The organism is Phenylobacterium sp., assembly GCF_016793285.1.
Classification (GTDB): Bacteria; Pseudomonadota; Alphaproteobacteria; order Caulobacterales; family Caulobacteraceae; genus Phenylobacterium.
Genome location: NZ_JAEUMO010000213.1, coordinates 1 through 17,281, shown reverse-complemented (window position 1 = coordinate 17,281; position 17,281 = coordinate 1). Strand labels below are relative to the sequence as shown.

General features: G+C 70.6%; 19 protein-coding genes. 8 read left to right on the top strand and 11 right to left on the bottom strand.

The window, feature by feature from the left end; translation table 11 throughout:
- Positions 1 to 53: 53 nt before the first annotated feature.
- The 5 genes from JNL41_RS18800 (at position 54) to hflX (ending at position 6,203) form a co-directional block, all read left to right on the top strand.
- Positions 54 to 2,282, top strand: coding sequence for a PAS domain-containing sensor histidine kinase (locus JNL41_RS18800; RefSeq protein ID WP_293477611.1), 2,229 nt, complete (start codon positions 54 to 56; stop codon positions 2,280 to 2,282).
- Between the two features lie 3 nt (positions 2,283 to 2,285).
- Positions 2,286 to 3,677, top strand: a complete 1,392-nt coding sequence (locus tag JNL41_RS18795; RefSeq protein ID WP_293477609.1) for a sigma-54 dependent transcriptional regulator — start codon at positions 2,286 to 2,288, stop codon at positions 3,675 to 3,677.
- A 1-nt stretch (position 3,678) separates the two neighbouring features.
- Positions 3,679 to 4,542, top strand: coding sequence for a D-amino-acid transaminase (locus JNL41_RS18790; protein WP_293477608.1), 864 nt, complete (start codon positions 3,679 to 3,681; stop codon positions 4,540 to 4,542).
- A gap of 99 nt (positions 4,543 to 4,641) precedes the next feature.
- The gene (hfq, locus tag JNL41_RS18785) at positions 4,642 to 4,887 is read left to right on the top strand and encodes an RNA chaperone Hfq (protein WP_111274395.1); all 246 of its coding nucleotides are present in this window, start codon (positions 4,642 to 4,644) and stop codon (positions 4,885 to 4,887) included.
- Complete coding sequence (gene hflX / locus JNL41_RS18780) at positions 4,884 to 6,203, top strand: GTPase HflX (RefSeq protein WP_293477606.1); 1,320 nt, start codon at positions 4,884 to 4,886, stop codon at positions 6,201 to 6,203. The genes hfq and hflX overlap by 4 nt, the downstream gene beginning before the upstream one ends.
- Here the strand turns inward: hflX and JNL41_RS18775 are convergent.
- From JNL41_RS18775 to JNL41_RS18765, 3 genes are all read right to left on the bottom strand, one after another.
- A complete protein-coding gene (locus JNL41_RS18775; RefSeq protein ID WP_293477604.1) occupies positions 6,200 to 6,544 on the bottom strand; it encodes a hypothetical protein in 345 nt (114 codons plus the stop codon). The genes hflX and JNL41_RS18775 overlap by 4 nt on opposite strands.
- Before the next feature lie 69 nt (positions 6,545 to 6,613).
- Positions 6,614 to 7,435, bottom strand: coding sequence for a nucleoside triphosphate pyrophosphohydrolase (gene mazG / locus JNL41_RS18770; protein WP_293477602.1), 822 nt, complete (start codon positions 7,433 to 7,435; stop codon positions 6,614 to 6,616).
- 107 nt (positions 7,436 to 7,542) lie between these two features.
- Positions 7,543 to 8,031, bottom strand: a complete 489-nt coding sequence (locus JNL41_RS18765; protein ID WP_293477600.1) for a hypothetical protein — start codon at positions 8,029 to 8,031, stop codon at positions 7,543 to 7,545.
- Between the two features lie 224 nt (positions 8,032 to 8,255).
- Between JNL41_RS18765 and JNL41_RS18760 the strand changes: the two genes are divergently transcribed.
- Positions 8,256 to 8,651 carry a VOC family protein gene (locus JNL41_RS18760; RefSeq protein ID WP_293477599.1) on the top strand — a complete coding sequence of 132 codons (396 nt, stop codon included), beginning with the start codon at positions 8,256 to 8,258 and terminating at the stop codon, positions 8,649 to 8,651.
- Here JNL41_RS18760 and JNL41_RS18755 read toward each other — a convergent pair.
- The gene (locus tag JNL41_RS18755) at positions 8,648 to 9,544 is read right to left on the bottom strand and encodes a LysR family transcriptional regulator (RefSeq protein ID WP_293477597.1); all 897 of its coding nucleotides are present in this window, start codon (positions 9,542 to 9,544) and stop codon (positions 8,648 to 8,650) included. The genes JNL41_RS18760 and JNL41_RS18755 overlap by 4 nt on opposite strands.
- Positions 9,545 to 9,638: 94 nt before the next feature.
- Between JNL41_RS18755 and JNL41_RS18750 the strand changes: the two genes are divergently transcribed.
- On the top strand, positions 9,639 to 10,661 hold the full coding sequence (locus tag JNL41_RS18750; protein WP_293477595.1) for an aldehyde reductase: 1,023 nt from the start codon (positions 9,639 to 9,641) through the stop codon (positions 10,659 to 10,661).
- 84 nt (positions 10,662 to 10,745) lie between these two features.
- Here JNL41_RS18750 and JNL41_RS18745 read toward each other — a convergent pair whose 3' ends face one another.
- Positions 10,746 to 11,120 (bottom strand): putative quinol monooxygenase, encoded by a 375-nt coding sequence (locus JNL41_RS18745; RefSeq protein WP_293477593.1) that lies wholly within the window; start codon positions 11,118 to 11,120, stop codon positions 10,746 to 10,748.
- 101 nt (positions 11,121 to 11,221) lie between these two features.
- Here JNL41_RS18745 and JNL41_RS18740 point away from each other — a divergent pair, with 101 nt between their 5' ends.
- The gene (locus JNL41_RS18740; RefSeq protein WP_293477591.1) at positions 11,222 to 12,502 is read left to right on the top strand and encodes an MFS transporter; all 1,281 of its coding nucleotides are present in this window, start codon (positions 11,222 to 11,224) and stop codon (positions 12,500 to 12,502) included.
- A gap of 129 nt (positions 12,503 to 12,631) precedes the next feature.
- Here JNL41_RS18740 and JNL41_RS18735 read toward each other — a convergent pair whose 3' ends face one another.
- From JNL41_RS18735 to JNL41_RS18710, 6 genes are all read right to left on the bottom strand, one after another.
- A complete protein-coding gene (locus JNL41_RS18735; RefSeq protein WP_293477589.1) occupies positions 12,632 to 13,225 on the bottom strand; it encodes a formyltransferase family protein in 594 nt (197 codons plus the stop codon).
- A complete protein-coding gene (locus tag JNL41_RS18730; protein WP_293477587.1) occupies positions 13,222 to 14,025 on the bottom strand; it encodes an MBL fold metallo-hydrolase in 804 nt (267 codons plus the stop codon). The genes JNL41_RS18735 and JNL41_RS18730 overlap by 4 nt, the downstream gene beginning before the upstream one ends.
- Entirely contained in the window at positions 14,022 to 14,798 is a 777-nt protein-coding gene (locus JNL41_RS18725; RefSeq protein WP_293477585.1) for a TatD family hydrolase, read from the bottom strand. Before JNL41_RS18725 ends, JNL41_RS18730 begins: the two co-directional genes overlap by 4 nt.
- Before the next feature lie 9 nt (positions 14,799 to 14,807).
- Positions 14,808 to 15,812, bottom strand: coding sequence for a DNA polymerase III subunit delta' (locus JNL41_RS18720; protein ID WP_293477583.1), 1,005 nt, complete (start codon positions 15,810 to 15,812; stop codon positions 14,808 to 14,810).
- Positions 15,805 to 16,440 (bottom strand): dTMP kinase, encoded by a 636-nt coding sequence (tmk, locus tag JNL41_RS18715; protein WP_293477581.1) that lies wholly within the window; start codon positions 16,438 to 16,440, stop codon positions 15,805 to 15,807. The genes JNL41_RS18720 and tmk overlap by 8 nt, the downstream gene beginning before the upstream one ends.
- A gap of 38 nt (positions 16,441 to 16,478) precedes the next feature.
- A partial coding sequence (locus JNL41_RS18710; protein ID WP_293477579.1) for an SPOR domain-containing protein occupies positions 16,479 to 17,281 on the bottom strand: 803 nt, incomplete at its 5' end.

Below are 17,281 nucleotides of genomic sequence, written 5' to 3'. Positions count from 1 at the left end.
GCGCGCAACATAGGTGTTGATTTCGAGGCACAGGCCCCTAGGCTCCCCCGCCGATGGCGTTGCTTGCTCATCCCGCGTTCCAGCACCCGCTGCTGAACCGCATCCGGAGCGTCCTGCAGTCGCGGTTGGCCCTGGGCGTCGGCTACGGGCTGGCGGCCGTGCTGACGTTCATCGCCATCCTGCTGACGGCCTCCCCACCGGAGAAGGGCCCGCTGGGGCCGGCGAGCGGCGCGATCCTCACGGTTCTCGTCCTGAACCTGTTCCTGATCCTGTTCCTGCTGGTCTCGGTCGGCGCGCGCGTCTTCGCGCTGCTGGACGCCCGCTCGTCGGACGCCGGCGCGCGCCTGCATGTCCGCTTCGTCGGCCTCTTCGCGGTCGCCGCGCTGGTTCCGGCCGCGGTCGTGCTGGTGTTCTACGGCCTGGTGGTGTCGGGCGGCGTCGAGAAGTGGTTCGCCCAGCGGGTGCAGACCGTGGTGGAGAACTCCGCGACCGTCTTCCAGTCCTACCTCGACGAGCAGACCGGATACATCCGGGACCATGTGACCCCGATGGCGGCCGACCTCAACCGCGAGGCCGAGAACCTGGTCGCCAAGCCGGAGAGCGCCGGCAACTACCTCGAGGCGCTGGCATCGTTCCATGCCTTCCCCGCAGCCTATCTCGTCGATCGGCAGGGCCGCATCCTGGCGCGGGCCGAGGCGTCGGGGGCGCCGCCCTACGTCCTGCCGTCCAAGGCCGCCTACGAGGCGGCCGACGAGGGGGAAATCTACATCCCCAACTTCGACACCGGCGTGATGCGCGGCGTCTACAAGCTGCGCTCGTTCGGCGACGTCTACCTGTATGTGACCCGGCCCCTGAAGCCGGGGATCATGGGCTACATGCGCGAGTCCGAGAGCGAGCTCGCGTCCTACCGCGATGTGGCCCGGAACCGCACCCGCATCCAGACCGTCTTCGCGCTCAGCTACGCCGAGACCGCCATGCTGGTGCTGGTGGGCGCGGTGTGGCTGGGTCTGGCGGCGGCCAACGCCATCTCGGCGCCCATCGCGCGGCTCGTGCAGGCGGCGGGCCGCGTCGCGGGCGGCGACCTCTCCGCCCGCGTCGACGCCGAGTCCGATCCGGACGAGATCGCCGTATTGTCCCGCGCATTCAATAGCATGACGCACGATCTTCAGGCTCAGCAGGAGGCGCTGAGGCGCGCCGGCGAGGAAGCCGAGGAGCGACGGCAGTTCATCGAGACCGTGCTCGCCGAAGTCAGCGCCGGCGTCATCGGCCTCGATCCTGAAGGCCGCATCTCGGTCGCCAACCGTCAGGCCGCGGTGCTCCTGGCGCTGCCCGGCGACCATGGCCGCGGACGCCGCCTCTCCGACGTGGCGCCGGAGTTTGCCCAGCTCGCCGCCGCCGGCCGTTCCGGCGAGGCCGAGGAGGAGATCGACATCGCCCGCGGGCGCGACCAGCGCCGTCTGCGCGTGCGCGCCAGCCAGAGCGAGGGCGGCCTGGTGCTGACCTTCGACGATGTGACCCGCCTGGTGGCCGCCCAGCGCAACGCCGCCTGGCGCGACGTGGCGCGGCGCATCGCCCACGAGATCAAGAACCCGCTGACGCCCATCCAGCTCAGCGCCGAGCGCCTGCGCCGCAAGTACCGCAAGGACATCGCGGAGACCGAACTCGAGACGTTCGACCGCTGCACCGACACGATCGTGCGCCAGGTGGGCGACATCGGCCGGATGGTCGACGAATTCTCGGCCTTCGCCCGGATGCCGGCGCCGAAGTTCGCGAAGCTGGAGGCCGCCGAACTGCTGCGCGCCGCCGTCTTCGCTCAGCGCGTGAGCAGTCCCGACGTCGAGGTCGTCCTGGAGGACCCCACCGCAGACGCGATGCTCTATGCGGACGGCCGGATGATCGCCCAGGCGCTGACGAACGTCCTGAAGAACGCCGCGGAGGCCATCGAGGGACGCCGCGCGCGCACCCCCAGGCTCAAGGGGAAGATCACCGCGCGGCTGGTGGTGGAGGGCGCCTCCGTCGCCATCGAGGTGGAAGACAACGGCGTCGGCCTGCCCGCCAAGGATCGCGACCGGCTGACCGAGCCCTATGTGACGACCCGCGAGAAGGGCACCGGCCTCGGCCTCGCGATCGTGAAGCGGATTCTGGAAGACCACGGCGGCGAACTGGAGCTGGCCGATGCGCGGACGGAGCAGGGGGCGCTCGCCATCCTGCGGCTGCCGGCTGCGCCCGCCGCCCGTGCAACGAACCCCCCGGCCGCGGCCGTATCCGCGGAACAGAGGTGAGCAATGGCGTCTGACGTACTGGTGGTCGACGACGAGGCCGACATCCGCGAGCTGGTCGCGGGCATCCTGACGGACGAGGGCTACGACGTCCGCACGGCCAACGACTCGGAAAGCGCCCTGGCGGCGGTCCGCGCCCGCAAGCCGGCGCTGCTGATCCTCGACATCTGGATGTCGGGCGGCGGCATGGACGGGCTGGAACTGCTCGACCTGGTGAAGACCCTCGACGCCGACCTGCCGGTCATCATGATCAGCGGGCACGGCAACATCGAGACCGCCGTCAGCGCCATCAAGCGCGGCGCCTACGAGTTCCTGGAGAAGCCGTTCAAGTCGGACCGGCTGATCCTGGTGGTCGAGCGCGCGCTGGAGGCGGCGAACCTGCGGCGCGAGAACCGCCGCCTGCGGGCCCAGGCGATCACGCCCGAGGGCCTCCTCGGCAAGTCGATGGCGGCCCAGCAGTTGCGCCAGATGATCGCCAAGCTGGCGGGGGCCAACAGCCGTGTCCTGATCTCGGGCCCGCCGGGCTCGGGCAAGGAGACCGTCGCGCGCCTGATCCACGGCGCGAGCCATCGCGCCCGCAACGAGTTCGTGCCGATCAGCGCCGCCGGCATGACGCCCGAACGGATGGACGTCGAGCTGTTCGGCGAGGAGGGCGCGGGCGGCCGCCCGGCCAAGATCGGGGTCTTCGAGCGCGCCCACGGCGGCACCCTCTACCTCGACGAGGCGGCGGACATGCCGCGCGAGACCCAGGGACGCATCCTGCGGGTGCTGGTCGAGCAGCGGTTCCGCCGGGTGGGCGGCGACCAGGACGTGCAGGTGGACGTGCGCGTGATCTCGTCGACCTCGCGGGACCTGCGCGAGGAGATCTCGGCCGGGCGTTTCCGCGAGGACCTGTTCCATCGCCTGAACGTGGTGCCGGTGAACGTGCCCGGCCTCTCCGAGCGGCGCGAGGACATCCCCGAGCTGATCGAGGACTTCATCCAGCGCATCTGCGAAGCCTCGGGGCTGGTGCGGCGGCGGCTGTCGGACGACGCGCTGGCCATGCTCCAGGTCCGCGCCTGGCCCGGCAACCTGCGACAGTTGCGCAACAACGTGGAGCGGATGCTGATCCTCGCCTCCGGCGCGCCGGCCGATCCGATCACGGCCGACATGCTGCCGCCGGAGGCGTCGGTGAACGACCAGGCGGGGGCGATGGGCGCCGAGCGCATCATCGCGCTGCCGCTGCGCGAGGCGCGCGAGGTGTTCGAGCGCGAGTACCTGAACGCCCAGATGCTCCGCTTCTCGGGAAACATCTCGCGCACCGCCGCCTTCATCGGGATGGAACGCTCGGCCCTGCACCGCAAGCTGAAGTCGCTCGGGTTGTCGGGCGGCCGCGCGCTCGAAGGCGAGGACCTCTGAGGTGAGCCGCATCGCATACGTCAACGGCCGCTTCGTCCCGAAGAGCCAGGCCGTCGTCCACATCGAGGACCGCGGCTACCAACTGGCCGACGCGGTCTACGAGGTCTGGGCGCTGTTCGGCGGCAAGCTGGCCGATCCGGAGGGGCATTTCGCGCGGCTGGAACGCAGCCTCTCGGAACTGCGGATCGACATGCCGATGAGCCGCGCGGCGCTTACCGCCGTGCTGCGCGAGACCGTGCGGCGCAACCGCATCCGCGAGGGCCTGGTCTACCTGCAGGTCAGCCGCGGCGTGGCCAGGCGCGACCACGCCTTTCCCACCGGTCCCGTGCCCCCGGCCGTCGTCGTCACCGTCAGCCGCGTCGACCGGGCCGCCACCGAAGCCCGCGCGGCGGCGGGGGTCGCGGTCGTCACCACGCCCGAGAACCGCTGGGGCCGCTGCGACATCAAGACGGTCGGCCTCCTGCCCAATGCGCTCGCCAAGCAGAAGGCGCGCGAGGCGGGGGCGGTCGAAGCCTGGTTCGTGGACGAGCTCGGCCTCGTCACCGAGGGCGCCTCGTCGAACGCCTGGATCCTCGACCGCGACGGGACCCTGCGCACCCGCGACACGCAGGCCAACATCCTGCGCGGCGTGACCCGGCTCTCGCTCATCGACGTGGCCCGCGAGGCCGGCCTGAAGGTCGACGAGCGGCCGTTCACGCCCGAGGAGGCGACCCAGGCGAAGGAGGCCTTCATCACCGGCGCCGGAACCCTCGTGCTCCCGGTCGTCAAGGTCGACGGCAAGCCCGTCGGCGACGGCCGCGTCGGACCTGTGGCCACGAAGCTCCGTCGCCTCTATATCGAGCGCGCCAAGGCGACGGCGATCTGATCGGGCGAGTGCGATTGCAAGCGTCGCCGTTTGGCGTCTAGCGTGGACTCGTGTGTGGGCGGAAGGCCGCCCGAACAACAACGAAAAGGCGGAAAGCCCGTGAGCGACAAGAAACAGAACCTGCAGGATACCTTCCTCAACAGCGTGCGGAAGTCCAAGACCCCCCTCACCATCTTCCTGGTGAACGGCGTCAAATTGCAGGGCGTGGTGAGCTGGTTCGACAACTTCTGCGTTCTGCTGCGAAGGGACGGGCAATCCCAGCTCGTCTACAAGCACGCCATCTCCACCATCATGCCGGCTCAGCCCGTGCAGCTCTACGAGCCGGCTGACGACGAGGCCGATTGAGCGCTTCCAGATTCGTTGACCGCGAGGCGCCCGTCCAGGGCGCCATCGTCGTCCACCCCGACCGGGAGGGGCGTGCGGGCGCACGCGACCCTCAGGCGCGCCTCGAAGAGGCCGCCGGCCTGGCTCTCGCGCTCGATCTGGAGGTTCGCGAGACCCTCGTCGCCACGCTGCGCAAGCTGACGCCCGCGACGCTCTTCGGTACGGGCAAGGTGGAGGAGATCGCGTCCCGCGTCCGCGCCGCCGAGGCCGACGTGGTGATCGTCGACGACGCACTGACGCCGGTGCAGCAGCGAAACCTCGAGAAGGCCTGGCAGGCCAAGGTCATCGACCGCACGGGCCTGATCCTGGAGATCTTCGCCCGCCGCGCCCGCACCCGCGAGGGGCGGCTGCAGGTGGAGCTTGCCCGCCTGACCTACGAGCGCTCGCGCCTGGTCCGGACCTGGACCCACCTGGAGCGCCAGCGCGGCGGTTTCGGGGTCATGGGTGGCCCCGGCGAAACCCAGATCGAAACCGACCGCCGGCTGATCGCCGACAAGATCGGCAAGCTGAAGCGCGAGCTGGAGGAGGTCCGCAGGACCCGCACCCTGGCCCGGTCGGCGCGGCGGCGCATTCCGTTCCCGGCCGTGGCGCTCGTCGGCTACACCAACGCCGGCAAGTCGACGCTCTTCAACCGGCTGACCAACGCCGACGTGGTGGCGCAGGACATGCTGTTCGCCACACTCGACCCCACGATCCGCCAGCTCAGGTTGCCGGACGGCCGCCCGGCGATGCTCTCGGATACGGTGGGCTTCATCTCCGACCTGCCGCACGAACTGGTGGAGGCCTTTCGCGCCACCTTGGAGGAAGTGCGCGAAGCCGACGTCGTCCTGCACGTCCGCGACATCGCCAGCGAAGAGACCCGCGAGCAGGCCGACGACGTCCGCTCGGTCCTCTCCCAGCTCGGCGTCGACATGGACGAGCGCCGCATCCTGGAGGTGTGGAACAAGGCCGACCTGCTGGACGCCGAGACCCGCGCCGAACTCGTGAGCGACGCCCGACGCGCCAGTCCGTCCGCCGTCGTGGTGTCGGCCGTCACGGGGCAGGGGACCGACGCCCTCCTCGCCGCCGTCGCCGCCCTCGTCGACGAGGCCCCGCCGGTGGACGTGCTCACGCCTCCGGGGGAAGGCGCCGCCATCGCCTGGCTCTACGCCCACGGCCGCGTCATCGAGCGCGAGGAAGGCGAAGACGGCGGCGTCCGGCTGTCGGTGAGCCTGACTCCGCAGGCGTTGGGCCAGTTCGAGCAGCTCTATCCGCAGGCGACCGTGGGCGGGCGCTAGGCGGACAGGGCTCGTCGGCCGAGGAGGACGAACGCCATGTCGCCGCGGCTCTGCGCCGTGAGCAGCAGGAGGTACGGCAACAGGAACCCCGCACCGCCGAAGAAGGCGACGACGGCCAGCAGCAGGCCGAGTGGCGAGAAGTTGCTCCGCCATGCTGTCCAGAGTGCCGACAGCGTCAAGAAGCAGAGAAAGTCGAGGTTGAACTGGCCGGGCCAGCCCGCCTTGGCCATGTCGCCGAAGAAGATCGGAAACAGGTTCATGCCGTGCTGCGAAATCACCGCGCCGGTGTAGACCGCGAGCGCCAGCCACATCGCGACAAGCAGCAATCTGAAGCCCGTCATTACGTCCCCTCCGCTCGCCGTCATCCAACGCCCACGCGGAACGCGCTTCAATGACCTCGGAGGTAATGGCTAGGCAGCCCCCGCGCGTTCTCTTGCCTTCACCTCTTCCCAGAGGGCGTCCATTTCGGCGAGGTCGGACTGGTCCGGAGTCCTGCCGCGCTTGGCAAGTTCCGCCTCGACATATTTGAAACGACGCATGAACTTGGCGTTGGTGTAGCGGACGGCGTCTTCCGGATCGACGTCGAGGGTCCGGGCCAGGTTGGCGACCACGAACAGCACATCGCCGATCTCGTTTCGGGCCTTCTCCATGTCGCCGGCCTCGATCTCGGCCAGCATCTCGCCGACCTCCTCGTGCAGCTTCTTCACGACGTCCTGGACGGTCGGCCAGACGAAGCCCACCTTGGCGGCGCGCTTGGAGAGCTTCACGGCGCGGGTGAGGCCGGGCAGACCCACGGGCACGTCGTCGAGCAGGCTGGCCTGGCCACCCTTGTCGGCCCGCTCGGCGGCCTTCAGCTCTTCCCAGCCCGCCTTCTGGTGCTCCAGGCTCTCGTAGCGCTCGTCGCCGAATACATGCGGGTGGCGGCGCACCATCTTGTCGTTGATCGCGCGCGCCACGTCGTCGAAGGCGAAAGCGCCCTGTTCCTCGGCCATGCGCGAGTGGAACACCACCTGCAGCAGGAGGTCGCCCAGCTCGTCCTTGAGGTCCTCCAGGTCGCCCCGCTCGATGGCGTCGGCGACCTCATAGGCTTCCTCCACCGTGTAGGGCGCGATGGTGGCGAACGTCTGCTCCAGGTCCCACTCGCAGCCGTCCTGGCGGTCGCGCAGCCGCGCCATGATGGCGAGCAGGCGGTCGATGGGCCGCAGGTCGGCCGACGGGGCAGGGCGGGTCATCGCGGCTCGGGACCAGGGCTGGAAAGTGGGGACTCTGAAAATGCCAAACGGCGCGCGGCGATGAGACCGCGCGCCGTGCGATGGCGCAAGCGACGCCGCGCGAAAGCTTACCGTTCGGCGACGTCCTGGCCGTGAGCCAGCTTTCGTGCGAAGCGGTCGAAGGTCCACGTCGCGTCGGTCCACACCCAGTTGCCGTGCGCCTGGCGGATGTCGGTCTCGTACCAGCGGTAGCTGATCGGGCTCATCTTGCCGTCGGCGGCGATCACGTGGCCGTCGATCGTCGCCCCGCCGATGCCGAAGCTCTCCATCGACAGGCCAGGCGTGTCGCCGAGCTGCTTGAAGGTGGGCCGGTTCGGCTTCGCGTCGGTGATGGTCAGCTCGATGCGCGCGCCGTCGTAGGCGCCGGTCCTGGCGAGCGCCTTCTCGACGGACTTCTTCAGGTCCGTCCTGAGCAGGTCGGCTTCGCGCTGGCCGTAGGTCTTGTCGAACTTCTTCTGCATCTCGGGCGAGACGTTGACGTCGACCGAGGCGGGCGCGGCAAAGGCGGCCGGGGCAGCGACGAGCAGGGCGGCGGCGGAGAGGAGGGCGAGGCGCATGGGCGGCTCCGGAAAGGCAGTCCAGTAATTACGTAACAGGTGGGCGCCCAGACGCCCCGACGCAAGGCGCGGCCAGGCCGAGGGAAGCTTACGCCGCTGGCGTGGGTGCGCGCCAGACGCTTCAGTCCCGCTGGCGGATCGCCATGGCGTCGCTCGGACTCTCTGCGCCGCCGCTGGATCGCGGCCGCAGCGCCCGGCTAGGATGCCGGAAACGGGAGGACACCATGCCGCGATCGGCCGACTACATCACCGCCACGGGCATCGGGGTCAGCGACCTCGAGGCGTCGGCCGCCTTCTACAAGGCTGCACTGGGCATGGTGGAGGCCCGCCGCTTCCATCTCGACCACATGGACGAGATCCTCCTGGCGCACCCGGGCCGCAACGCCGTGATCCTGATGCACTGGACCGACGGCTCGGAGCCGAACTACCGCGACGTTCCGGTGAAGCTGGTCTTCTACGTGACCGACCCTGCGGCCGCGGCGCAGCGCATCCGTGACGCCGGGGGCCGGATCACCCACGAGCCTGCGCCCAATGCCGGCATGGGCGGCGCGCTGATCGCGCTGGGCAAGGACCTCGACGGTTACGTGATCGAACTCATCCAGGCGCCTGCCGGGACCTAGCCGCGCCGTCGCTTCGCCTTGAAGTGCTCGATGAAGGCTGCGAGGCCGGCCGAGGGCAGGCGCTGGCGCGGATAGTACAGGCAGACGCCGGGGAACGGCGGCGTCCAGGCCTCCAGCACCGGTTCGAGGTCGCCGCGCTGCAGTTCGACCGGCATCGCGCGCTCGATCACATAGGCGACGCCCGCGCCGGCCGCCGCCGCCTGCACGGCGAGGTCGGGGCTGCCGACGGTGAGACGGCCGGGCGGCTCGATCTTGATCTCCTCGCCGCGCCGCTCGAACTCCCATGGCAGGAGTGCGCCGCTGGGCATGCGCACCCGGATGCAGCTATGCCGCAGCAGGTCGGCGGGCGTCTGCGGCCGCCCGTGGGCGGCGAAGTAGGCCGGGCTGGCCACCACCAGATAGCGCTCGGCCTGGCCGAAGGGCAGGGCGACCATGTCCTGCGGCACGGCGCCGCCGCCGCGGACGCCCGCGTCGAAGCCTTCGGCCACGATGTCGACCAGCCGGCCGTCCACGGCGAGATCGACACGCATGTCGGGGTTGGCGTCCAGGAAACCGAGGACGGTCGGCATGATCCGCTCGGCGCCGCCCAGCGACGCGTTCAGACGCAGCGTGCCGGTCGGCGTCTCGCGGAAGCGGTTCACGGTCTCGACGGCGGCGGCGATGTCGCGCAGCGCCGGGCGGATGCGGGCCAGGAAGTCGTCGCCGGCCTCGGTCAGCGACACGCTGCGGGTGGTGCGGTTGAACAGGCGGATGCCCAGGCGGCGCTCCACGCTGGCCACGGCGTGGCTGAGCGAGGAGGGCGACACGCCGAGTTCGGCCGCCGCGGCGCGGAAGCTGCGATGGGCGGCCACGGCGCTCAGCGCACTGAGTTCGGGCAGCGAAGGACTGGTCATTGTTCACATCTGCTCAGCAAGGCAACCGATTTACTGAGGATTATCGCACGCCGGGGCGAACGCTAGATAGGGCCGCGAACGAAGGAGCAGGCGGATGGCCGAGACGGTTCTGGTGACAGGCGGCACGGGCTTCGTGGCGGGCTGGGTGATCGTGGAGTTGCTCAGGCGTGGCTACGACGTGCGAACGACCGTGCGTGACCCGGGCAAGGCGGACGTCGTGCGGGCGGCCGCGGGGACGCAGGTCGAGCCGGACGAGCGGCTGACCTTCGCGGTCGCGGACCTGACCGATGACGCCGGCTGGGACGCCGCGGTGGCCGGATGCGCCTATGTCCTGCACGTGGCCTCACCGCTGGGTCGGGGCGAGCAGACCGACGAGGCGCTGATCCCGCCGGCGCGGGACGGGGCGTTGCGGGTGCTGCGCGCCGCCGTGAAAGCCGGCGTGAAGCGCGTGGTGATGACCTCGTCGACGGCGGCGTGCGCCGGGCCTCTGCAGGGGCCGGACACCAACAACGACGAGACCAACTGGACCGATCTGGACGATCCCGACGGGACCGCGTACCGGCGTTCGAAGATCGTGGCCGAGAAGGCGGCCTGGGACTTCATGTCCGGACAGGACGGCGCCACCGAGTTCGTGACGGTGCTCCCCAGCGCGATCTTCGGGCCGGTGCTGAGCGCAGACAACCTGGGCTCGGTGATGGTGGTCGGCCGGCTGTTCGGCGGGACCATGCCGGGCGTGCCGAAGGTGGGCTTCAGCGTGGTCGACGTGCGCGACCTGGCCGATGCGCATATCCGCGCGATGATCGCGCCCGAGGCCGCGGGCCAGCGGTTCATCGCGTGCAGCGACTACCTGACGATGACCCAGATGGCCCGGGCGCTGCGCGACGGACTGCCGGAACCGTTCGCGAGCCGGGCGCCGAAGCGGACGCTGCCGAACTTCGTCGTGCGGTTGGCGGCGAAGCGCGATCCGGCGCTGCGCGGCATCGTGCCCACGCTCGGCCGCCGGCACGCCTTCAATTCCGCCAAGGCGCAGCAGGTCCTGGGCTGGCGGCCCCGTCCGGCGCGGGAGACCGTCGTGGACACCGGCAGGCGGCTGATCGAAGTGGGGGCCGTTTCCTGAGGGTCGGAAGGGGCCGGCGCGGCGGCCGTTTCGTCCGCCTGCGTTTCTCGCCTAAGGAAGATTATCGGAAATATGGTGAGAGCTTCAGGCCCTGCGGCCCACGCCGCCCACCGGGACCGTTTCGAACCGCTCCCCGAACCCGGCGATGAGCGGCCTCGCCTCGGCGATGGTGGCCTGCACGCTGGCGAGCTTCAGTGAGGCCTGGTGGCTCGCCGGGCTGTCCCAGACCTCGGTGATCCAGATCGCGTCCGGATCCTTGGCGTCCGCCGCCACGATGTAGCTCAGGCAGCCCGGCATCCCGCCGGTCTCTGCCGTCAGCAAGCCGATCAGCCTTTCGCGCTGGCCGGGCCTGGCCAGCATCTTGCCGATCAGGCCATACATCGGTTGAGCCGCAGCGGCCGAACCGGCCGCCAGGCCCGCTGCCGCCGAGCCACCCAGGAATCCGCGCCTTCGCATCATGTTTCCGAGCCTGACGCCCGGTAACCCCCATTGCAAGGCGTCTCGCCGCAGCGCTCAATCGGCGGAACGACGGTCGCCAGAACCGTGTCGGGAGGAAGATCATGACAGACGCCGGCGGCTCGTCCGCGGTGCGCGGCGGCTACGGCCTGCTGGTGCTGCTGACCCTGATGAACGTGCTGAACTTCGTCGACCGGCAGTTGCTGTCGAGCTTCGCGAATTTCATCGTCCCGGACCTGAACCTGACGAACACCGAGTTCGGGCTGCTCACGGGCCTGGTCTTCATCGTCTTCTACGCCGTGGCCGGCTTCTTCATGGGCGCGCTGGCGGACATGGTTCATCGCCCGCGACTGATCGCCGGCGCGATGTTCGCCTGGAGCGCGCTGACGGCCGCGTCGGGGCTGGCGAGGAATTTCGTCACCCTGGCGATCCCGCGCGTCTTCATCGGCGTCGGCGAGTCGGCGCTGACGCCGACGGCCATGTCGCTGCTTGCGGACCGCTTTCCTCCGGAAAGACGGGGGTTTGCATCGGGATTCTACTATATGGGCGTGCCGGTCGGCGTGGGGGTGAGCCTGCTGGTCGCGGGCTTCCTGGGCCCGGCCATCGGCTGGCGGAACTGCTTCTTCCTGCTGGGCGCCGTCGGGGTCCTCTTCTCCCTCGTGGTCCTCAGCGTGAAGGAGACGCGCATCGCGCCCGTCAAGGGCGTGGAGCGCCCCAGGTTCGGCGAACTGCTCAGCGTGTTCGTCGCGGCGCTCAAGGCCTCGCCGGCGCTGCAGCTCACGATCCTGGCCGGCGTGTGCATTCATTTCCTCCTCGGGGCCGCGGCCTTCGACCAGCTCTGGCTGGTCCGCGAGCGCGGCTTCGACAAGGCGCAGATCGCGATCCTCAGCGGCGTCATCTCGGTGTTCGCCGGGGTCGCGGGCAACCTCTTCGGCGGCATCGCCTGCGACAGGTTCGTGGCCGCCACGGGCCAGGGCCGGCCGATGTTCATGGTCTGGGTGCTGCTGGCGCTGTTGCCGGTGAACCTCACTTACCGGCTCATCGACCCGCAGAGCGCCTTCTTCTGGGTCTGCCTCGTGGTGGCCTACTTCCAGCTCGGCGTGTTCTACGGTCCGACCTTCTCGGCGGTTCAGGAACTCTGCCCGCCGCAGGTGCGCTCGACGGTCGTGGCGTTCTACATCATGAGCCTGAACGTCGTGGGGCTCGGCATCGGCATCACCGGCAGCGGAATCATGGTCGACGCGCTCGCCGCCCGCGGCAATCCGCAGCCCTACAGTTGGACGTTGTTCGCCTTCACCTGCCTCTCGGCGCTGGCGATCCCGTGCTACTTCGCCGCCGGGCGGCTGACGCGACGAACGTCGAGGCGCGCCGCCCCCGTCGTATGACCTGGCACGCTGGCCGACGCTGAAACCCCACGGGCTTTCGCTGGCAGACTCCGGATTCTCGGAACCTGCATCCTGGGCATCGTCGAGATGGTCGAACTGGAGCTCAAGTAGGCGCGCGATCGCGCCAGATCAGGGCAGCTTCAGCGCGCCGGCGGCGAGCCGCTGCAGCGTCTCGAGGAAGAACGCGGGTTCCAGCGACTTGACGCGAGCCTCCAGCGTCGCGGCCGTTTCGCCGGGCTGCAGCGGCACGCTGCGCCGGTCGATCTCGGGGCCGTGGTCGTACTCTTCGTCGACGACGTGGATGACGATGGCGCTCTCGGCGAGGCCGGCCGCCACCACCGCCTGATGCACGCGCGCGCCGTACATCCCCTCGCCTCCGAAGCGCGGCAGGGGGCCGGGATGGATGTTGAGGATGCGCCCGGCGTAGCGGCGCAACGTATTGGGGCCCAGGCGGCGCAGGTATCCCGACATCACGATGAGTTCGACACCTCGCGCGGCCATGGCCTCGGCCAGCGCCGCGTCGGCGGCCTCGGGGTCGGATATGGTCGGCAGCGCCAGAACCGGCACGCTCCTGGCGCTCGCCCACTCGAAGGCGGCGCAGTTCTTCTTGTTGCTCACCAGCAGCCGCGCCTCGGCGTCGAGGCGGCCGGCGGCGATGGCGTCGACAATGACGTGGGCGCTGGAGCCGTTGCCCGATGCCAGGAACCCCAGTCTCAGGGTCACAGGACGTGCTCGAACGTCATGCCGTCGTAGGCCGGCTCGACCCCCGCGGGCAGTTCGGCGGTGAGCTGCGCGAAGTCCATGTCGATGTGCATGTTGGTCAGGATCGCGCGGCGTGGCTTGGCCCGCGCGATCCACTCCAGGGCGCGGTCCAGATGTGCATGGGTCGGATGCGGCCGGCGGCGCAAGGCGTCGACGATCCAGACGTCCAGGCCCTCGAGCGCGGCGAACGCCGCATCGTCCAGCCCCACCACGTCGCTGGAATAGGCCACGTTTCCAAAGCGATATCCGACAGATCTCACGCCGCCGTGGTCCTGGTCGAACGTCCGCACGGGGATCGCGCCCGAAGGCCCGTCCACTTGCCAGTCGACGCCGTGATCGGGGATGGCGTGCCGGTCGCAGATCGCCGGATAGCCCCCCTCGCCTTCGAAGATGTAGCCGAAGCGGCGCATCATCGTCCGGTCGGTCGCCGCATCCATCCAGCACGGAATTCGCGCCTGCTGGCGCAGGTAGAAGGCGCGGACGTCGTCGAGCCCATGCACTTGGTCGGCATGGTCATGGGTCAGCAGCACCGCGTCGCAGCGCTTCACGCCGGCCCTGGCGGTCTGGATGCGCAATTCCGGCGAGGTGTCCACCAGCGCCGTGGTCTCGCCCCCCTCGCCCACCCGCTTCACCAGCAGCGAGCAGCGGGTGCGGAAGTTCTTCGGCTCGTTCGGGTCGCAGATGCCCCAGTCGCCGTCGGCGCGCGGCACGCCGCCGGACGACCCGCAGCCGAGGATCGTGAACTCCAGCGTCCCGCTCATGGGCGCGGGATCCGCTCGAACAGGTCGAAGAAGGCGTCCGTGGTGCGCCGCTCCGCCTCGTCGGGCGACCAGCCCCGGATCTCGGCGAGCTTGGCCAGGACATGGCCGATATAGGCCGGCTCGTTGCGGCGGCCCCGATGCGGCACGGGCGCGAGATAAGGGCAGTCGGTCTCCACGATGATCCGCTCGGCGGGCATCTCACGGATCACCTCGCGCACGTCCTCCGCGGCCTTGAAGGTGGCGATGCCCGAGACCGAGAACCATGCGCCCAGCGCCGCCGCCCGCCGCGCGAGGTCCGCGCCCGAGGTGTAGCAGTGCATCAGGAGGCGGAACGGCCCCCTCGCGTGCTCTTCCTCCAGGATCTCCCCCATGACCTCGTCCGCCTCGCGGGTGTGGACCACGAGGGGCAGGCCCGTCTCCTGCGCGGCGTGGACGTGCTGGCGGAACACCCTCGCCTGGATGTCGCGCGGGCTGAGGTCGTAGTGGAAGTCGAGGCCGCACTCGCCGATACCGACCACGCGCGGGTCCGCCGCCAGCTCCACGAGGGCCGCGGCCGACAGTTGCGGGTTCTCCTTGGCCTCGTGGGGATGGGTGCCGACGGTACACCAGATGTCCGGCTGGTCGGCGAGGGCGCGCACGGCGGCGAAGTTGGAGACGCGGTCCGAGATGTTGACCATCAGCCGGACGCCGGCCTCCCGGGCGCGGGCGATCACGGCGTCGCGGTCTCCGTCGAATTGCGGGGCGTGCAGGTTGACGTGGCTGTCGATCAGCATCGTGGCGGTTCAGGCCTGAGCTGCGGCCTGGCGAAGCTCGGTGAGCGCGGTGAAGAGAGCATCGGCGCGGTCGAGGTTGAGCGCCTCGACCTCGCGTGGCAGGCGCTGGAGCGTCTCCCACGCCTCGGCCCAGCGATCAAGCGCGCCGAACCCCTCCGCGGCCCGGTCCCGCGCCAGCCCGTGTACGCGGTCGGACAGGCGCTCGAACAGCAGGCTGAACCTGGCGGGGCCCTCGCCGCCGCGGAAGCTGTCCGCCAGGGCGAGCGCCTTGCCTCCGTCCACACGCGGCAGGTCGGCCAGGAGGTCGCGCGCAGCGTCGTCCATGGCCAGGGCCTGGCCCGCGGCCAGTTGCAGCGCACGCCCCGGGGCGCCGTCGGCCATGGTGGCGAGGCGCAGCGCGTCCTCGGGATTGGCGTCCGTGCGCGAGCGCACGAAGTCGGCCGTGGCCTCGACGCCCAGCGGCTGGAACGCGAGGCGGCGGCAGCGGGACCGGATCGTCGGCAGCAGCCGGCCCGGAGAGTGCGAAACCATCAGCAGCACGCCCCGCGGCGGCGGCTCCTCCAGGGTCTTCAGGATGGCGTTGGCGGAACTGACGTTGAGGTCGTCGGCGGCGTCGATGATCGCGACGCGGTGGGGCGCGCTGGCGGGCGACTTCGAGAAGAACTCCGCGAGCCTCCGGGCGTCGTCCACCGGAATGACCTTCCGCGGCTTGCCGTCGGGCCCCTCCCGCTCCAGCACCATGAGGTCCGGGTGGCTGCGGGCGGCGACCTGGCGGGCCACCGGATGGTTCGGATCGGTTCCGAGGATTCCCAGGTCCGGCTCAGGCGGGGCGCCCAGCAGGCGTCTCGCGGCGCGGTAGGCGAAGGTGGCCTTGCCCACGCCCTCGGGCCCGGTGAGCAGCCAGGCGTGGTGCAGCCGTCCGCGCGCACGGGCCGCCTCGAACGCCTCCTCGGCCGCGTGCTGACCCTGCAGCTCGAACACCTCGCGCGGGTGCGGAACCTCGATCTCAGCCACGGACGGCGAGCCGCTCGGCCACGGCTGTCCAGATCGCCGCCTCGACCGCGTCCATCGTGCCCGTGGCGTCGATCACGGTGCATCGGTCGGGCTCGCGCGCGGCGATGGCGAGGAACGCCGTCCGCAAGCGTTCGTGGAAGGCGGCGCCCTTGGACTCGAACCGCATCTCGGCGCCCGCCCGCGCCTGCGCCCGCTGAAGCCCCACCGAGACCGGCAGGTCGAAGACCAGCGTCAGGTCGGGGTGGACCCCCTCGAGCACATGGGTCTCCAGCGCGGTGATGAGGCCCGCGTCGACGTCTCCCGCGCCGCCCTGGTAGGCCCGGGTGGAGTCGGCGAACCGGTCGCAGATCACCCACGCGCCGCGCTCGAGCGCCGGGGCGATCACGCGCTCGATGTGGTCGCGCCGGGCGGCGTACATCAGCAGCGTCTCGGTGACAGGGCTCCAGCGGTCGGCCGAACCCCGCAGCACCAGGTCGCGGATGCTTTCCGCCCCCGGCGAGCCGCCGGGCTCGCGGGTCGTCACCGCCTCGCGGCCTTCCGCCTCGAGGCGCATGGCGAGCCGCCGGACCTGGGTGGACTTGCCCGCCCCTTCCCCGCCTTCGAACGTGATGAACCGACCTCGCGCCACGAGGCCAAATTGGCCGGTTCGCGGCGGAAGTCTAGCCGCTAGAAGGCCCGCACGACCCGCGCGTCGGCGAAGCCGAAGCCGGCCACCCGGTCGCGCAGGGCGTAGGCGCCGGCCTCGTCCGCCGGCGCGGGCAGGATCACCCGGTAGAGGGTCATCCCGTCGGCCCGCTGCAGCGGCTCGATCGAGGCGGCGCCGGCCGTGGACAGGCGCTGGGCGGCCTGCTGCGCGTTGGCTTCGCTGGAGAACGCGCCGGCCTGGACGCGCAGGTTCGACGTCGTCGCCATCGAGGCGCGGTAGGCGCCGGCCGTCGGCGCAGGCGGGATCGGCGTCGACAGGATCTCGCTGCCCGTCACCGGGGCGAGGGCCGTCGAGCCCACCGGCGTCGGCGGCGCGACGGGCGCCAGCGGCGCTGCGGAGATCGACGACGAGGCCACGGGCACGGGCCGCGCGGGCGCGCCCGCGGCGAGCTCCATGACCGGATCGCCGCCGTCCGACGCCGCAAAGCCCGCGGCCGTCGAGATCGGAGCCAAACCGTTCGACGCGAGCCGGGTCGGCAGCGACCTGCCGCTCGCCACGCGATAGCCGTCGGCCGGGCCCAGCAGCGGCGCCGGTCCGACGTAGCGGACGCGCACGTTGGCGAGCCCTGCGCGGTCCATGCCCAGTTGGCGCGCCGCCTCACGGGAAAGGTCGATGATGCGGTTGTCGACGAACGGCCCGCGGTCGTTCACCCGCACCACCAGCTTCCTGCCGTTGTCCAGGTTGGTGACCTCGACCATCGACGGCAGCGGCAGCGTCGTGTGCGCCGCCGAGACGTTGTTCATGTCGAAGGTCTCGCCATTGG